Below are 15,138 nucleotides of genomic sequence, written 5' to 3' on the forward strand. Positions count from 1 at the left end.
CGCACGACGTCAACGAGGGCCGAAGCGGTAGCCGAAGCCGCGGACGGTGTGGATGTAGGCGGGCTCGGAGGGCACGTCCTCGATCTTGGCCCTGACCCGCTGCACGCACGCGTCGACCAGCCGCGAGTCACCGAGGTAGTCGTGCTCCCAGACGGCTTCGAGGATCTGCTGGCGGGTCAGCACCCGGCCGGGCGTGCGGGACAGCTCCAGCACCAGCTTCAGCTCGGTGGGCGTCAGCGCGACCTTCACGTCGTCCTTGCGCACCTCCAGGCCTGCCCGATCGATCACCAGCGAGCCGTGCCGTTCGGCGTTGGCCGGCTCGGAGACCGTCCGCCGCAGCACCGCCCGGATCCGCGCCTCCAGCACCCGCGGCTCGACCGGTTTCACGACGTAGTCGTCCGCACCCGCCTCCAGGCCCGCGACCACGTCGAAGTCGTCGCCGCGCGCGGTGAGCACGATGATCGGGACCTCGGCCTGGCCGCGCATCCGGCGGCACGTCTCGAAGCCGTCGATGCCCGGCAGCATGATGTCGAGGACCACGATGTCGGGGCGGGTCTCGCGGAGCCGTTCCACGCCCTCCTCGCCCGTAACGGCCGCGCGGACGTCGTGTCCCTGGCGGCGCAGCGCCAAACCGAGCCCTTCGCGCACCGCGGGGTCGTCCTCGACCAGCAAGACCATCGCCACGGACGCCATTATCCGCGGGTCAGGGGGTTCCGCGCCGCTTCTGTAGCGCAACCATGACATTGCGGGGACGTTCCCATCGCCCGGCCTGCGCAGCATCGGACGCATGGCCGGAAGTTTGCTGGGATTCCTCATCACGTACTTCGCGCTCGTGTGGACGTCGTCCGGGCAGAAGGCGGAGAACGCGGCGTTGCCCGAACTGTCGCTGCAGCGGTCGTGGGCGTCCGACGTGGACATCGCGATCGTCGTGGCCGCCGTGCTCGTGGTGCTCGTCGCCCGCAGGAGGTCGTTCCCGCCGCTGCTCGTGCTGGGCGGGTCGGTGCTGCTGGCGCAGGTGCTGAAGCTGCACGTGCTGGTCAGGCCGCCGCTGGACGACGAGGCGGTGCTGGTGCACAACAGCTTCCCGAGCGGGCACACGACGGCGGCGGTGGCGGCGGTGGTCGCGGTCGTGCTCGCGGTGCCGAAGAGGTTCGCGCTGCTCGTGGCGGTGCCGGGAGCGCTGGGCGCGGGAGCGGTGGCCGCGGAGACGGTGTCGCTGGGCTGGCACCGGTTCAGCGACACGCTCGGTGCGACGCTGCTGGTCACGACCCTGGGCTTCCTGGTGCTGCGCAGGTGGACCGCGGGACTGCTCGTGCCGCCCGCCGTCGCCGCGGGCGGGGCCTGGCTGCTGGTGGCGACGGCGGCCACGCCCTCGACGCTCTCGGGCGTGGTCACCGCGCTCGTGGTGCTGCACTTCGGATGGGCCGTGAGCGGCCTGCCGGTGCTGCCGGCAGACCGCTCACGGCCCGGGTCCTCCGACCTGGCCGACGCGGCCGGCTCAGTCGTCGTGGTCGGTGGCGATCAGCTCCGCGATGGCGTCCAGAGCAGCGTCCGCTCCGTCCCCCTCGGCGCTGAGCACCACCTCGTCACCGTGCATGGCGCCGAGGGTCATGAGTCCCAGCACACTCGCCGCTTCCACGGCTTCGCCGCCGTCCTTGCGGATGGTGACCGGCACCGGCTGGTCGGCGGCGGCCTTCGCCAGCAGGGCGGCCGGTCGGGCGTGCAGTCCGACCTTGCTGGCCACGGTGACCCGTCGCTCGGCCATGATGGTTCCTCCCGGTAGAGCTGGTTGTCCTGGTTACTGCTCGCGCTGGGCGCGCTTCTCGCGCACCGCCGTGCTCTCCCGCGCCGCCGCGTTCTCCCGCGCCGCCGCACTCTCGCGCACCGCCGCGTTCTCGCGCACCGCGGTGTCGCCGCTGCCGCCGACGACGCTCTCGTCGGCCTCCGGCGACTCGTCATCATCGCGTCCCGGCGTCTTCAGGTTCCACTTGGTGATGACCCACCGGAACAGGAAGTAGTAGATCGCCGCGTACACGAGACCGATCGGGATGATCAGCAACGGCCTCGTCGCGATGTTGAAGTTGAGCAGGTAGTCGATCGCACCGGCGGAGAAGCCGAAGCCGTCCTTCACACCCAGCGCGTTGGTGATCGCGAGCGAGGTGCCCGTGAGGACCGCGTGGATGACGTACAGCGGCCAGGCGACGAACATGAACGCGAACTCGAGCGGCTCGGTGACACCCGTGATGAACGAGGTGAGGGCCGCGGAGCCCATGATGCCGGCGATGATCTTCTTCTGCGACGGCCGTGCGGTGTGGATGATCGCCAGCGCCGCGGCGGGGAGCGCGAACATGAAGATCGGGAAGAAGCCGGACATGAACGTGCCCGCGGTCGGGTCACCGGCGAAGAACCGCTGGATGTCACCGGTCTTGGTGGCGTCGCCGACCTTGTACTCGCCGAAGACCTGCCACACGAACGTGTTCGGGATGTGGTGCAGGCCCAGCGGGATCAGCAGGCGGTTGACCGTGCCGTAGATGCCGGCACCGACGATCGTGCTGCCGGAGACGAACTCGCCGATGGCGAGCAAGCCCTTGTTGAACCACGGGTAGATGAGGCCCATGACGACCGCGACCGGGATCATGACGCCCGCGACGATGATCGGCACGAACCGGCGGCCACCGAAGAACGCGAGGTACGGGGGCAGCTTGATGCGGTGGTACTTCTGCCACAGCACGGCGGAGATCAGACCGACCACGATGCCGGTCAGCACCGAGTAGTTGATCTGCTGCTGCTTGGCGGGGTCTGCCGCGACCTCCAGCACCAACGGCGACATCGCCTTGAAGACGGCCTGGGTGACCACGAAGCCGACGACGGCGGCGAGCGCGGTCGAACCGTCACCACGACGGGCGAACCCGATGGCGACACCCACCGCGAACAGCAGCGGCAGGTTGGCGAACAGGGCGTCGCCCGCGTTGCCGATCACGGCGGCGACCTGGTTCCAGCCCAGACCGTCCTTGCCGAGCAGGTCGGGCTGGCCGAGACGCAGGAGAAGTGCGGCGGCGGGCAGCGAGGCGATCGGCAGCATGAGGCTGCGACCGAACCGTTGCACACCCGCCAGGCCCTTGATCCCGCGACCGCCGGTCGCCTCTGGGGCGCTGGCGCTCATGTGGTACCTCCCTTGGCGGAGTTCGGTCCGGAACCCGGGACGGTCCGGTCCAGTTGCATGGTCACCTGGTAGAGATCGCCCCGGTACCAGGACGTCACGTCTTCGGTCGGCCGGCCCTGCGAGCTGGCGACCCTGCGGAACACGAGCAGCGGGCTGCCCTTGCGGACCTCGAGCGCCTTCGCGGTGTCCCCGTCGGCGGTCTCGGCCCACACGGTCTGCCGCGCGTGGTCGAGCTGGACCCCGTAGCGGGCCGCGATGATCTCGTAGAGCGACCCGGACAGGTCGCACCGGTCGAGCTCGGGCAGCACGTGCGGGCTGTACCAGCCGCGTTCGAGCGCCAGCGGCGCCCCGTCGGCCCTGCGGAGCCGGACGATCCGGTAGGCGGTCTCGTCGGCGTCGAGCCCGAGCGCCGCCTTGCCACCGGGCACGCCCTCACCGCAGCTGATGACCTCGGTGCTCGGCTCCAGCCCGCGCGTGACCATGTCCGAGGTGAACGAGGTCAGGTGCAGCTGCAGGTCGTAGCGCCGCTGAGCGGTGAACGTGCCGCGCCCCTTCGCCCGCGTGAGCAGGCCTTCCGCGACCAGCTGCCCCACCGCGGCCCGCACCGTGATGCGGGAGACCCCGAACCGGTCGGCGAGGTCGCGCTCGGACGGGATGGGCGAGCCCGGCGCGAGGTCGTGCTCGGCGAGGCGACGCAGGATCTCGCGCAGCTGTGCGTGCTTGGGCTTGGGCCCGTCCACGATCTCGTGCACCCGCTCACCTCCTCGCTAGTGGTACTTTCCGGTCTAGACCAGTTGGTGCGGGAGAATGCTCCGCGCACAGAGTTGGTGTCAACCGCTGTTACGGGAACGAGAGGTACGAACGTGGCTGACAACAGGCCGGAAGCGATCCTTGCCGCACTGGGCGGAGCCGACAACATCATCGAGATCGAGCCCTGCATCACCCGGCTCCGCTGTGAGGTCAAAGACGGGTCCCTCGTCGACGAGGCGGCCCTGAAGGCCACCGGCGCCCACGGCGTGATCAAGTCCGGCGACGTCGTCCAGGTCATCGTCGGCCCCGAGGCGGACACCATCGCGTCGGACATCGAGGACCTCCTGTGAGCGTCCGCGTCGGCAGCCCCGTCGCCGGTCGCGTGGTCGCGCTCTCCGCCGTCCCCGACCCGGTCTTCTCGCAGGCGATGGTCGGCCCCGGCGTGGCCGTCGAACCGGTCCGCGGTGTCGCGGACGTCGTGTCACCCCTCGACGGCACCGTCGTGACGCTGCACCCGCACGCGTTCGTCGTCGCCGGTGCGGACGGTGCCGCGGTGCTGGTGCACCTCGGGATCGACACCGTCAAGCGCAAGGGCGAGGGCTTCGAGCTGCACGTCGTCAAGGGCGAGCAGGTGCGGGCCGGCCAGCGGATCGTGACGTGGAACCCGGCGGAGGTCGAGGCCGCCGGGTTCGCGCCGATCTGCCCGGTCATCGCGCTGGACGCGGCGGCGGAAGCGCTGGGCGACCCGGCGGTGGACGTCGACGTGGTGGAGAACGACACCCTGTTCGACTGGTCCCGCTGACCTCCCCCGCGTGACCTGAGAACAGGGGTGTGGATGGACCGTTCACGACGGGCGTGATTTGGTGCCGGGTCGTACGAGCAGGACCGTGGACTCATGACCACGGTCCTGCTCGCGTTCGTCCTCGGGGTGCTGTGGACGGTCGCCGATCTCAGCGACGCGCCGCCCGCGTCGTACGTCCTCGCGGCGTTCGGCGTCGTGCTCGCGGCGGTCGACCTCAGGTGTCAGCGGCTGCCGGACGTGCTGACGGTGCCGCTCGCCGTCGCGTTGCTCGCCCTGCAGTTCCACGGGCTGGGAGCGGCGGCGCTCGGAGCGGTGCTCTTCGGTGGCGCTCATCTCGCGGTGCGGCGGCTGCGCCCGGCGGTGATGGGCGGCGGCGACGTCAAGCTCGCGTTCGGGCTCGGGGCGGCCCTCGGCCCGGCGGGGCTCTTACCTGCGGCGATCCTGGCCTGCGCGATCACGCTCGGGCTCGCGGCGGTGCGCCGCAGCCGGTGGGTGCCGCACGGGCCCGGACTGCTGGCTGCCACCTGGGTGTTGACGACGCTGTGAAAGGATTGTGAACGTGCTGCGCTGGATCACCGCTGGAGAGTCACACGGCCCCGCCCTCGTCGCCGTGCTGGAGGGCATGCCCGCCGGGGTGGAGGTGACCACCGAGGACCTCGTCGCCCAGCTGGGCCGGCGCAGGCTCGGGTTCGGTCGCTCGCCGCGGATGGGGTTCGAGCAGGACGAGGTCGAGATCCTCGGCGGCGTGCGCCACGGCAGGACCCAGGGCGGGCCGATCGCCGTCACCATCGGCAACACCGAGTGGCCCAAGTGGCAGACGGTCATGTCCCCGGACCCCGTCGACCAGAGCCTGCTCAAGCCCACCGGCCGCAACGAGGCCCTGACCCGGCCGCGGCCGGGGCACGCGGACCTGCCCGGCATGCAGAAGTTCGGCTTCGACGAGGCCCGGCCGGTGCTGGAGCGGGCGAGCGCGCGGGAGACCGCGGCGCGCACGGCGCTCGGCACGGTGGCGCGGCAGTTCCTGCAGCAGCTGCTGGGCGTGCAGATCCTCAGCCACGTGGTGTCCATCGGCACGGCCGAGACGCCCGCGGACGCGGCGCTGCCGACGCCGGACGACCTGGCGGCGATCGACGAGTCGCCGACGCGGTGCTTCGACCCGCGCGGGACCGAGGCGATGGTGGCCGAGGTCGAGGCCGTCAAGGAGGCCGGTGACACCGTCGGCGGCGTCATCGAGGTGCTCGCGTACGGGTTGCCACCCGGCCTGGGCTCGCACGTGCACTGGGACCGCCGCCTCGACGCGCGGCTCGCCGCCGCGCTGATGGGCGTGCAGGCCATGAAGGGCGTGGAGATCGGCGACGGCTTCACCTCCGCCCGCCGCTGGGGGTCGCAGGCGCACGACGAGATCGACCGCGGCAGCGGACCGGTCGGCGTCACGCGGCGGTCGAACCGGGCCGGTGGCCTCGAAGGCGGCATCACCAACGGCGAGGTCCTGCGGGCGCGCGTGGCCATGAAGCCGATCTCGACCGTCCCGCGTGCACTGTCCACCGTGGACGTGCGGACCGGTGAGCCCGCCGTCGCGATCCACCAGCGCTCGGACGTGTGCGCGGTGCCGCGGGCCGGTGTCGTGCTGGAGTCCGTGATGGCGCTCGTGCTGGCCGAGGCCGCGCTGGAGAAGTTCGGCGGCGACTCGCTCGACGAGACGCGCCGCAACGCGCACGCCTACCTCAAGGCGCTGGAAGCCCGCTGGGAGGGCATGTGAGCCCGAGGTTCGTCGTGGTCGGGCCGCCAGGAGCCGGCAAGACCACGATCAGCGAGCTGCTCGCTGCCCGGCTGGGCCTGCCGTTCCGCGACGTCGACGCCGACGTCGTGGCCTCGGCCGGCAAGCCGATCTCGGACATCTTCACCGACGACGGCGAGCCCGTCTTCCGCGCGCTCGAAGAGGAAGCGGTCGCCAAGGCGCTGGCCGAGCACGAGGGCGTGCTGGCGCTGGGCGGGGGAGCGGTGCTGTCCGCCACGACCCGCGAGCGGCTGCGCGAGCACACCGTCGTGTTCCTGAACGTGGGCATGGCCGAGGGGGTGCGCCGCACCGGGCTGTCGTCCGCGCGGCCGCTGCTGTCCGGCGTGAACCCGCGCGCGACGTTCAAAGCGCTGCTCGACGCGCGCCTGCCGCTGTACCGCGAGGTCGCGACGATCGAGGTGGCCACCGACGCCCTCGACCCGGAGCAGGTGGCCGACGCGGTGATCAAGGGAGTTGGGGAATGACCGAGCCGCTGACCGTCGAGGTCAACGCCGAGAAGCCGTACCTCGTGGTGATCGGCCGCGGTCTGCTGGGCGAGATCGTCGTGCACCTGGAGGGCACCGCCAAGGTCGCGATCGTGCACCAGCCGACCCTCGCCGCCACGGCCGAAGTGCTGGTCGACGAGCTGAAGGCGACCGGCATCGACGCGCACCGCGTCGAGGTACCTGACGCCGAGGACGGCAAGGACCTCGCCGTCGCCGGCTTCTGCTGGGACGTGCTGGGCAAGATCGGCCTGTCCCGCAACGACGTCGTGGTCGGCCTCGGCGGCGGCGCCGTCACCGACCTCGCGGGCTTCGTCGCCTCCACGTGGATGCGCGGCGTGCGTCTGGTGAACATCCCGACCACCCTGCTGGGCATGGTCGACGCCGCCGTCGGCGGCAAGACCGGCATCAACACCGACGCCGGCAAGAACCTGGTGGGCACGTTCTACGAGCCCGAGGTCGTCTTCGTCGACCTGGCCACCCTGGAGACGTTGCCGCGCAACGAGCTCATCGCGGGCATGGCCGAGATCGTGAAGGGCGGCTTCATCGCCGACCCGGTCATCCTCGACCTGATCGAGGCCGACCCGCAGGCCGCCCTGGACCCCACCGGCGACGTGCTGGCCGAGCTGATCCGCCGCAAGATCCAGATCAAGGCCGACGTCGTCTCCGCGGACCTGCACGAGTCCTCCCTGCGCGAGATCCTGAACTACGGCCACACCCTCGGCCACGCCATCGAACGCCGCGAGCGCTACCGCTGGCGCCACGGCGCCGCCATCAGCGTGGGCCTCGTCTTCGCCGCCGAACTGGCCCGCCTGGCCGGCCGCCTCGACGACGCGACCGCCGACCGCCACCGCGCCGTGCTGCAGTCCCTCGGCCTCCCGACCTCCTACGACCCCGACGCCCTCCCGCAGCTCATGGAGGGCATGAAGGTCGACAAGAAGAACAAGGCCGGCGTCCTGCGCTTCGTCGTCCTCGACGGCCTCGCGAAACCCGGCCGCCTCGAAGGCCCGGACCCGGCCCTGATCGCCGCCGCCTACTCCGCGGTCGCCGCGGAACCGAAGCCCAAGTCCGGCGGAACGGTGCTGCTGTGAAGGTCCTCGTCCTCAACGGCCCGAACCTCAACCGCCTGGGCACCCGCGAGCCGCTGATCTACGGCAGCACCACCCACGCCGACCTGGTGGAGATGTGCGAGACCGAGGGCAAGACCCTCGGCCTCGACGTCGAGGTCCGCCAGACCAACCACGAGGGCCAGATGGTCGAGTGGCTCCACGAGGCCGCCGACGCCGCCACCCCGGTCGTCCTCAACGGCGCCGCCTGGACCCACTACTCCATCGCGCTCCGCGACGCCTGCTCCCAGCTCACCGCACCCCTGGTCGAGGTGCACATCTCGAACATCCACCAGCGCGAGGAGTTCCGCCACCACAGCGTGGTCTCGGCGGTGGCGAACGGCGTGATCGCGGGCCTCGGCGTGGAGGGCTACCTGCTGGCCCTGCGCTGGCTGTCGCTCAAGCAGGGGTGACCGCTCACGGCTGGTGCTCCAGGTCGAGCACCACCGCCGTGCCGTCAGGTCCACGCATCAGGTAGGCCACGTAGTTCCCGCTGTGCAGCTGCGGGAGCTGGGGATCGGCCTGCCCGGCGAGGTCGCGGGGCAGCGCGGAGAGGGAGTAGTCGCCCGTCGCGATCACGAGGCCGAACCTGTGGTCGTAGCGGACGTCCACGTTGTCCACGGGGTCGGAGTTGCGCACCCACCTGATGTCGTGGCGCGGCGGTGTGCGGGTCGGGCCGGCTGCGCGGGGGCAGGTCACCTCCATCGGCAGGGTCCGCGGGGCCGTGCACAGGTCGAACTTGCGCCCGACGGCGGCGACGACCTGCCCGCGTTCCAGCTCGAACCCGTGCCTGGGCGGGACCGGGGACACGCCCGGCTCGACCGGTCCCACGTCCTCGGCCGTGGTCTCGCGTCCACGCCAGCGCACCTCGGTGACGAAGTCGACGGTCACCACGTCCAGGTCGTCGTGGAACCACAGCGTCATCACGGCGGCACCGAAGACCTTCAGCACGCCGTCGTGCCAGACGGTCCGCATCCCGTCGCGGGGGTCGCCGACCAGCGTCCACACCACGGTGCCGGTGATCGGTGCGGCAGAGCGTTGCGGGCAGTTCGCCGGCCGGGCCACCACCTCTTCCGCGCACGTCGCGAGCTTGTCCGCGACCAGCGAGAAGACCAGGTCGTCAGCAGCCCAGGGCGGCCGGATGTCCTCTCCCGCGAGGAACGTCGTGTCGGCGGCGGCCTGCCACGCGTACTGCTCCCCGGCGACCAGCAAGATCACCAGCAGCACCTGCGCCCACGCGACCCGCCTCCGGCGCGGCCGGCGCACACCGATGAAGATGTCCCCGCCGACATCGCGAACCTGCAAGACCACGCCGTTGTCGCGGACATCGCCCGTGACGTCGTTGCGCATGTGTCCACATGATCCCGGAAGGACCACCGATGCTGCACCACGTCGAGCTCTGGGTCCCTGATCTGGCCCGCGCCGAGTCCACGATCGGGTGGCTCCTCCAGCAGCTCGGCTGGACCGAGCACCAACGCTGGTCAGCGGGCGTGAGCTGGAAACTCGGCCGCACCTACGTGGTCACCGAGCAGTCCCCGGCCCTCACCGGGCCACACGATCGGATGAAAGCCGGCCTCAACCACCTGGCCCTGCACGCGGGTGACAGGGCGAACGTCGACCGCCTCACCGAGGAAGCCCGGCACCACGGCTGGCACCTCCTGTTCGAGGACCGGCACCCCCACGCCGGCGGACCCGGCCACTACGCGGCGTTCCTCGAAAACGCGGACGGCTTCGAGGTCGAGCTAGTCGCTGACTGAGGACCGCCGCGCCAGCACCCCGCCCAGCAGCATCCCGAGCCCGGCCGGCGCCAGGATCAGCAGCGCCGTGAAGGCGGCGCCACCCGTCAGCGCCACCCACAGCGCCTCCTGCCCGGTCTGGTCGACCAGCACCGCCGACCCGATCACGCCCAGGGCACCGGCGAACGGCCCGGCGACCAGTGCCGCGATGAACCACTGCATGCCGGGTGAAGGGAGCTCGCGCAGCGCGTCGACCGCGCCCCACAGGACCGCCGCGACGATCAGGAGACCGAGGGCGATCGGGCCCACCGCCGTCGCCTCGGGGCTGCGGACCGCGACGGCGGCGACGCCGGTCTGCACGGCTCCGTGCAGCAGACCCATCCACAACGCACGGGCGATCCAAGGACGCATGCGGACAGCTTAGGACTGGCCGTACGCTGCGAGGCATGTCGTCCTACGCCGCTCGCCGAACCGCACTGCGCCGACAGCTCCAGGACGCGGAGCTGGACGCGCTCCTCGTGACGAACCTGCTCAACGTCCGCTACCTGACGGGGTTCACCGGGTCGAACGCCGCCCTCCTGGTCGACGCGAGCGGCGACGACAAGACCGTCTTCTGCACCGATGGGCGTTATCTCACGCAGTCGGCGAAGCAGGTGCCGGACCTGGAGCGGTCGACCGAACGGCCGTGCGACCTCGCGCTCGCGAAGCGGGCGAAGGGCAGGCTCGGGTTCGAGAGCCACCACGTCACGGTCGACGGGCTGGACGGGCTCGCGCAGGCGGCGGAGAAGGCGGAGCTCGTCAAGGCGGGCGGGCTGGTCGAGAAGCTGCGGCTGGTCAAGGACGACGCCGAGGTCGAGGCGCTGCGGATGGCGTGCGCGGCGGCGGACCGGGCGCTGGCGGCGTTGATCGGGCACGGCGGGCTGCGGGCCGGGCGGACCGAGCGCGACGTCGCGCGTGAGCTGGAGAGCCGCATGCTCGACCACGGTGCGGAGGGGCCGTCGTTCTCGTCGATCGTGGCGTTCGGCGCGAACTCGGCGGTGCCGCACCACTCGCCGACGGACGCGACGCTGCACGTGGGCGACTTCATCAAGCTCGACTTCGGCGCGCTCGTCGACGGCTACCACTCGGACATGACCCGCACCCTGGTGCTCGGCAAGCCCGCCGACTGGCAGCGCGACCTGTACGACCTGGTCGCGCGCTCGCAGGCGGCCGGGCGCACCGCGCTCAAGCCGGGTGCGGAGGTCAGCGAGGTCGACCACGCGTCGCGGGAGGTCATCGAGAAGGCCGGGCACGGGGAGGACTTCCTGCACGGCCTCGGGCACGGCGTCGGGCTGGAGATCCACGAGGCACCGGCGTTGTCGAAGGTGGGTGCCGGTACACTTTCGGCCGGTATGGCGGTCACCGTCGAGCCTGGCGTCTACTTGCCGGGGAAGGGCGGGGTCCGCATCGAGGACACCCTCGTGGTGCGCGAAAGCGGACCGGAGCTCCTCACCCTGACCACGAAGGAACTCGTGGTCGTCTGACGCCCAGCCCAACACAGGAGAAATCCCACCGTGGCCACCACGAACGACCTGAAGAACGGCCTGGTGCTGAACCTCGACGGCCAGCTCTGGACCGTCACCGCGTTCCAGCACGTCAAGCCCGGCAAGGGTGGCGCCTTCGTGCGCACGACCCTCAAGCACGTGCTGACCGGGAAGGTCGTCGACAAGACCTTCAACGCGGGCACGAAGGTCGACACGGCCACCGTGGACAAGCGCGGCATGACCTACCTGTACAAGGAGGGCACCGACTTCATCTTCATGGACGGTGACACCTACGACCAGATCCCGGTCCCGGCTGAGACGGTGGGCGACGCCGCCGACTTCCTGCTGGAGAACCAGGAGGCGGTCGTGGCCGTCCACGAGGGCGTGCCGCTGTTCATCGAGCTCCCGACCTCGGTCGAGCTCGTCATCGAGCACACCGACCCCGGCCTGCAGGGCGACCGCTCCACCGGCGGCACCAAGCCCGCTCGCCTGGAGACCGGCGCCGAGATCCAGGTCCCGCTGTTCGTCACGACCGGCGAGAAGATCAAGGTCGACACCCGCGACGGCCGCTACCTCGGCCGCATCAGCGACAAGTCCTGATGGGTGCTCGGAGCAAGGCCCGCAAGCGCGCGGTCGACTTCCTCTACGAAGCCGACCTGCTGGGCACCGACCCGGTGACGCTGCTGGCCGAACGCGTCGGCTCACCGGACGTCCCCCCGGTCAACGACTACACGGTCACGCTCGTCGAGGGCGTCACCGCCCACCGGACGCGCATCGACGACCTGATCTCGGAACACGCCGAGGGCTGGACGCTGCAGCGCATGCCCGCCGTCGACCGCGCGGTGCTGCGGATCGGCCTGTACGAGCTGCTGTGGGCGGCCGACGTGCCGGACGCGGTGGCGATCGACGAGGCCGTCGAGCTCGCCAAGGGCCTGTCCACCGACGACTCGCCGCGGTTCGTGAACGGCGTGCTCGGCCGGATCGCGGTCATCGCCGACCAGTTGCGCGCGGTTCTCTAGGACTCGCAGTCGTGCGAACGGCCGTCCTCCCGAGGACGGCCGTTCATTTCCACCCGAACGAGCCAGTTTCGTGGCCGGAAAACACGCCATAGCGTCCCCGGCATGGCTTACAGCACCACTTCCACCGCGTACAGCAGGGACCTCGGTGACGAGCTGCGCCGGCTGCGCGAGTCCTCGACGAAGCTGAACGCCGCCGCGTTCGCCGTGCGCCTCGGCTGGGACCCCAGCAAGGTGTCCACCATCGAGCACGGCAAGTCGCGGCCCAGCGAGATCGACCTGGTCCAGTTCCTCACGCTGTGCCGCAAGGACGTCGACTTCTACGAGGACTTCAAACGGCGCTATCGCACGGCCTTCGACGAGTACATCGTGCAAGTGCCGGAGAACCTGCGCACGGTCGCGATGGCGGAGGCGATGGCCACCGCGATCACCACCTATGACCTGCTGACGGTTCCGGGGCTTCTGCAGACCGAGGCCTACTCCGAGCACCTGTACCGGGCGACCGGGATCGCGACCGAGCAGCAGATCGCCGGGCTCGTGCAGGTGCGACAGGACAGGCAGACGGTCCTGCGCCGCCACGATCGGCCGACTTGCATGTTCTACATCCATGAATTGGCGTTGAAGCAGCAGGTCGGCGACGACCAGGTCATGGAGGACCAGTACCTGCAGCTCCTCTTCAACGCGCAGCTGATCCGGATCGTGCCGGAGGAGGTGCTGGCCAACTCGGCGGGGCTCTGGCTGTTCGAGTTCGAGAAGGCCACGCCGCTCGCCTACAACGAGACCGATCTCGCGCAGCTGTTCGTCCAGGACCCGGCTGCCATCGCCCGGACCAGGCTCACCTTCCACCGCCTGGGAAAGGTCGCCTTGGATGCGGAACAATCGCGGAGCAAGCTGGCGGAGTACGTCAGCCGACCGCGAGGGGACTTCGATGGCTCAGGACCGCTCCTGGCGTAAGAGCACCTACAGCAACGGCACGCCGGAGGGGGCGTGCGTGGAGGTCTCGTTCGCCCACGACGCGCGCATACGCGACTCGAAGAACGTCGCCGACGAGGTGCTGGCGTTCAGCACCTCGGCCTGGCGCGCGTTCGTGGCGGCCGTCTCGTCATGAGCTGCGGCGCGCCCACCCGCGCCGCTCGCCCTCGTCGATCATGTGCTTCCCCGCGTCCCACAGCGCCGTCGACGCCTCACCGATGACCGCCTTGCGCGCCCGGACGTCGTCCGCCGTGACGCCGGGGGTGCGCCAGGTGCCGCCCCGCGCCATCCAGTTCAGCAACAGGGGTTGGAGTCGGTCCATGGCCTTCGCGAACCGGGTCTCCGGGGTCGCCCGCGCCTCGAACTCGTCCCACAACGCCCGCAGCGCCGTGCCCGTGTCCGCCGGCAGCAGGCCGAACAGGCGGTCGGCGGCGGCCTCCTCGCGTTCGACCTGGGTGGTGCCCGCCGCCGTGTCGTAGAGCGGGGTGTCGCCCGCGTAGACCTCGACGAGGTCGTGCACCACCACGAGCTTGATCGTGTGCCCGACGTCGATCGGCTCGTCGGCGTACTCGGCGAGCACCAACACCATGAGCGCGAGGTGCCAGGAGTGCTCGGCGTCGTTCTCGCGCCGGTCCGCCGCGGCGAGCGGGGAGGCGCGCAGCACCGTCTTCAGCCGGTCCACCTCGACGAGGAACGTGAGGTGGTCGCGCAGCCGGGCGTCGAGGCCTTCCGGCAGCGGCGTGCGGTCGGTGAGGAGGTCTGCGTCAGCGGCGGTCACCGGACCAGCATGTCATCGGCCGGGACGGGCCCCGCCGGGAGGATCTTCCGGACTACGCTCGGGGGACCGGCCACAGGGGGAAGTCGTGATCGCGCAGTTCGAGCAGGAGCGCGCCCGGCTGCGCGCCGTCGCCCACCGGGTGCTGGGGTCGTTCGCCGAGGCCGACGACGCGGTGCAGGAGGCGTGGCTGCGCGTGCAGCGGGCCGACACCGCCGAGGTCGAGAACCCGCAGGGCTGGCTCACCACGGTCGTCGCCCGCGTGTGCCTGAACATGCTGCGGGACCGCCGCGAGCACGCGCACGAGATGCCGGACCCGGTGGTCGACGCCGCCGAGGAGCCGGAGCAGCGGGCGGTCGCGAAGGACCAGGTCGGGCTCGCGATGCTGATCGTGCTGGACACCCTCAAGCCCGACGAACGGCTCGCGTTCGTGCTGCACGACATGTTCGCGGTGCCGTTCGACGACATCGCGCCGTTGATCGGCAAGACGCCCGCCGCCACGCGGCAGCTGGCGAGCAGGGCGCGCAAGCGCGTGCAGGGCAAGCCGCGGCCCGACGTCGACGTGCCCAGGCAGCGCGAGGTCGTGAACGCGTTCCTGCGGGCGTCGTCGGAGGGGGACCTCGAAGGCCTGATCGCGGTGCTGCACCCCGAGGTCACGCTGCGGGCCGGCCGTCTCGACGTGGTCGGCGCGCGTGCCGTGGCGGGACGGGCGAGCGCGTTCCGCAGGCTCGCGGCCACCGCGCGAATCCGCGAGGTGCTCATCGGCGGCGAGGCCGGCTTCGCGACGTGGTGGACGGCGAGCTGTTCTCGCTCATGGCCTTCACGGTCCAGGGCGACCGGATCGTCGCGATCCACGTCATCCAGGACCGCGCGCAGCTCGCCGCGCTGGTGCCCCCGGCGTGATCACGCACCGGAGACGGAACCGGGTGCCGTTGTCACCCGAACGAGTGATGGAGTAACGGCAGTGGCTCCCGCGCCGTCCTGAGGGCGACCAGCAGGACGGCACGGGAGCCAC

19 protein-coding genes and 3 pseudogenes are annotated in these 15,138 nt (G+C 71.0%); 15 read left to right on the plus strand and 7 right to left on the minus strand.

Annotated elements, in window-relative coordinates:
- Window positions 1-9: 9 nt before the first annotated feature.
- Window positions 10-684: a response regulator transcription factor gene (locus ACZ7CH_RS06655; RefSeq protein ID WP_458433353.1), complete on the minus strand. Its 675-nt coding sequence runs from the start codon at window positions 682-684 to the stop codon at window positions 10-12.
- 103 nt (window positions 685-787) lie between these two features.
- Here ACZ7CH_RS06655 and ACZ7CH_RS06660 point away from each other — a divergent pair.
- Window positions 788-1,279 (plus strand): annotated as a pseudogene (locus ACZ7CH_RS06660) (phosphatase PAP2 family protein); the annotation flags it as partial.
- Between the two features lie 219 nt (window positions 1,280-1,498).
- On the opposite strand, the gene ACZ7CH_RS06665 reads toward ACZ7CH_RS06660, so the two are convergent.
- The 3 genes from ACZ7CH_RS06665 to ACZ7CH_RS06675 are packed head-to-tail and all read right to left on the minus strand — an operon-like array spanning window position 1,499 to window position 3,915.
- On the minus strand, window positions 1,499-1,765 hold the full coding sequence (locus ACZ7CH_RS06665) for an HPr family phosphocarrier protein (protein WP_360388343.1): 267 nt from the start codon (window positions 1,763-1,765) through the stop codon (window positions 1,499-1,501).
- Window positions 1,766-1,798: 33 nt separating this feature from the next.
- Window positions 1,799-3,163 carry a PTS transporter subunit EIIC gene (locus ACZ7CH_RS06670; protein WP_458433352.1) on the minus strand — a complete coding sequence of 455 codons (1,365 nt, stop codon included), beginning with the start codon at window positions 3,161-3,163 and terminating at the stop codon, window positions 1,799-1,801.
- Window positions 3,160-3,915: a GntR family transcriptional regulator gene (locus ACZ7CH_RS06675; protein WP_470368608.1), complete on the minus strand. Its 756-nt coding sequence runs from the start codon at window positions 3,913-3,915 to the stop codon at window positions 3,160-3,162. Before ACZ7CH_RS06675 ends, ACZ7CH_RS06670 begins: the two co-directional genes overlap by 4 nt.
- A 111-nt stretch (window positions 3,916-4,026) precedes the next feature.
- Between ACZ7CH_RS06675 and ACZ7CH_RS06680 the strand changes: the two genes are divergently transcribed.
- The 7 genes and pseudogenes from ACZ7CH_RS06680 to aroQ all read left to right on the plus strand — a co-directional run bounded on the left by ACZ7CH_RS06680 (window position 4,027) and on the right by aroQ (window position 8,514).
- Window positions 4,027-4,263 (plus strand): PTS sugar transporter subunit IIB, encoded by a 237-nt coding sequence (locus tag ACZ7CH_RS06680; RefSeq protein ID WP_360387022.1) that lies wholly within the window; start codon window positions 4,027-4,029, stop codon window positions 4,261-4,263.
- The gene (locus ACZ7CH_RS06685; protein ID WP_470368607.1) at window positions 4,260-4,715 is read left to right on the plus strand and encodes a PTS sugar transporter subunit IIA; all 456 of its coding nucleotides are present in this window, start codon (window positions 4,260-4,262) and stop codon (window positions 4,713-4,715) included. The genes ACZ7CH_RS06680 and ACZ7CH_RS06685 overlap by 4 nt, the downstream gene beginning before the upstream one ends.
- Window positions 4,716-4,808: 93 nt before the next feature.
- Window positions 4,809-5,261, plus strand: a complete 453-nt coding sequence (locus ACZ7CH_RS06690; protein ID WP_360387028.1) for an A24 family peptidase — start codon at window positions 4,809-4,811, stop codon at window positions 5,259-5,261.
- Window positions 5,262-5,274: 13 nt separating this feature from the next.
- Window positions 5,275-6,474, plus strand: a complete 1,200-nt coding sequence (aroC, locus tag ACZ7CH_RS06695) for a chorismate synthase (protein WP_360387031.1) — start codon at window positions 5,275-5,277, stop codon at window positions 6,472-6,474.
- Window positions 6,471-6,996 (plus strand): annotated as a pseudogene (locus ACZ7CH_RS06700) (shikimate kinase); the annotation flags it as partial. The gene aroC and the pseudogene ACZ7CH_RS06700, both read left to right, overlap by 4 nt.
- Window positions 6,997-7,024: 28 nt before the next feature.
- On the plus strand, window positions 7,025-8,086 hold the full coding sequence (aroB, locus tag ACZ7CH_RS06705; protein ID WP_470373462.1) for a 3-dehydroquinate synthase: 1,062 nt from the start codon (window positions 7,025-7,027) through the stop codon (window positions 8,084-8,086).
- Window positions 8,083-8,514 carry a type II 3-dehydroquinate dehydratase gene (gene aroQ, locus ACZ7CH_RS06710; protein ID WP_360387040.1) on the plus strand — a complete coding sequence of 144 codons (432 nt, stop codon included), beginning with the start codon at window positions 8,083-8,085 and terminating at the stop codon, window positions 8,512-8,514. The genes aroB and aroQ overlap by 4 nt, the downstream gene beginning before the upstream one ends.
- A 4-nt stretch (window positions 8,515-8,518) precedes the next feature.
- Here aroQ and ACZ7CH_RS06715 read toward each other — a convergent pair whose 3' ends face one another.
- Window positions 8,519-9,451, minus strand: coding sequence for a hypothetical protein (locus ACZ7CH_RS06715; RefSeq protein ID WP_360387042.1), 933 nt, complete (start codon window positions 9,449-9,451; stop codon window positions 8,519-8,521).
- Window positions 9,452-9,480: 29 nt separating this feature from the next.
- Between ACZ7CH_RS06715 and ACZ7CH_RS06720 the strand changes: the two genes are divergently transcribed.
- Window positions 9,481-9,858 carry a VOC family protein gene (locus ACZ7CH_RS06720; RefSeq protein WP_458433347.1) on the plus strand — a complete coding sequence of 126 codons (378 nt, stop codon included), beginning with the start codon at window positions 9,481-9,483 and terminating at the stop codon, window positions 9,856-9,858.
- On the opposite strand, the gene ACZ7CH_RS06725 is transcribed toward ACZ7CH_RS06720, so the two are convergent.
- The gene (locus ACZ7CH_RS06725) at window positions 9,844-10,248 is read right to left on the minus strand and encodes a B-4DMT family transporter (RefSeq protein ID WP_458433346.1); all 405 of its coding nucleotides are present in this window, start codon (window positions 10,246-10,248) and stop codon (window positions 9,844-9,846) included. The two genes, ACZ7CH_RS06720 and ACZ7CH_RS06725, sit on opposite strands and share 15 nt — an antisense overlap.
- 35 nt (window positions 10,249-10,283) lie before the next feature.
- Here ACZ7CH_RS06725 and ACZ7CH_RS06730 point away from each other — a divergent pair, with 35 nt between their 5' ends.
- The 5 genes from ACZ7CH_RS06730 to ACZ7CH_RS06750 all read left to right on the plus strand — a co-directional run bounded on the left by ACZ7CH_RS06730 (window position 10,284) and on the right by ACZ7CH_RS06750 (window position 13,484).
- A complete protein-coding gene (locus ACZ7CH_RS06730) occupies window positions 10,284-11,360 on the plus strand; it encodes a M24 family metallopeptidase (RefSeq protein WP_470368602.1) in 1,077 nt (358 codons plus the stop codon).
- 30 nt (window positions 11,361-11,390) lie between these two features.
- On the plus strand, window positions 11,391-11,960 hold the full coding sequence (gene efp, locus ACZ7CH_RS06735; RefSeq protein WP_360387052.1) for an elongation factor P: 570 nt from the start codon (window positions 11,391-11,393) through the stop codon (window positions 11,958-11,960).
- A complete protein-coding gene (nusB, locus tag ACZ7CH_RS06740; RefSeq protein ID WP_360387054.1) occupies window positions 11,960-12,379 on the plus strand; it encodes a transcription antitermination factor NusB in 420 nt (139 codons plus the stop codon). Before efp ends, nusB begins: the two co-directional genes overlap by 1 nt.
- A gap of 102 nt (window positions 12,380-12,481) precedes the next feature.
- On the plus strand, window positions 12,482-13,330 hold the full coding sequence (locus tag ACZ7CH_RS06745; RefSeq protein WP_360387056.1) for a helix-turn-helix domain-containing protein: 849 nt from the start codon (window positions 12,482-12,484) through the stop codon (window positions 13,328-13,330).
- Window positions 13,305-13,484: a DUF397 domain-containing protein gene (locus tag ACZ7CH_RS06750; RefSeq protein WP_470368601.1), complete on the plus strand. Its 180-nt coding sequence runs from the start codon at window positions 13,305-13,307 to the stop codon at window positions 13,482-13,484. The genes ACZ7CH_RS06745 and ACZ7CH_RS06750 overlap by 26 nt, the downstream gene beginning before the upstream one ends.
- On the opposite strand, the gene ACZ7CH_RS06755 is transcribed toward ACZ7CH_RS06750, so the two are convergent.
- On the minus strand, window positions 13,479-14,126 hold the full coding sequence (locus tag ACZ7CH_RS06755) for an HD domain-containing protein (RefSeq protein WP_470373317.1): 648 nt from the start codon (window positions 14,124-14,126) through the stop codon (window positions 13,479-13,481). The two genes, ACZ7CH_RS06750 and ACZ7CH_RS06755, sit on opposite strands and share 6 nt — an antisense overlap.
- Window positions 14,127-14,211: 85 nt before the next feature.
- On the opposite strand from ACZ7CH_RS06755, the pseudogene ACZ7CH_RS06760 reads away from it, so the two are divergent.
- Window positions 14,212-15,026, plus strand: a pseudogene (locus tag ACZ7CH_RS06760) (sigma-70 family RNA polymerase sigma factor).
- Window positions 15,027-15,138: the final 112 nt, after the last annotated feature.

Source organism: Lentzea sp. NPDC037011, assembly GCF_055607425.1.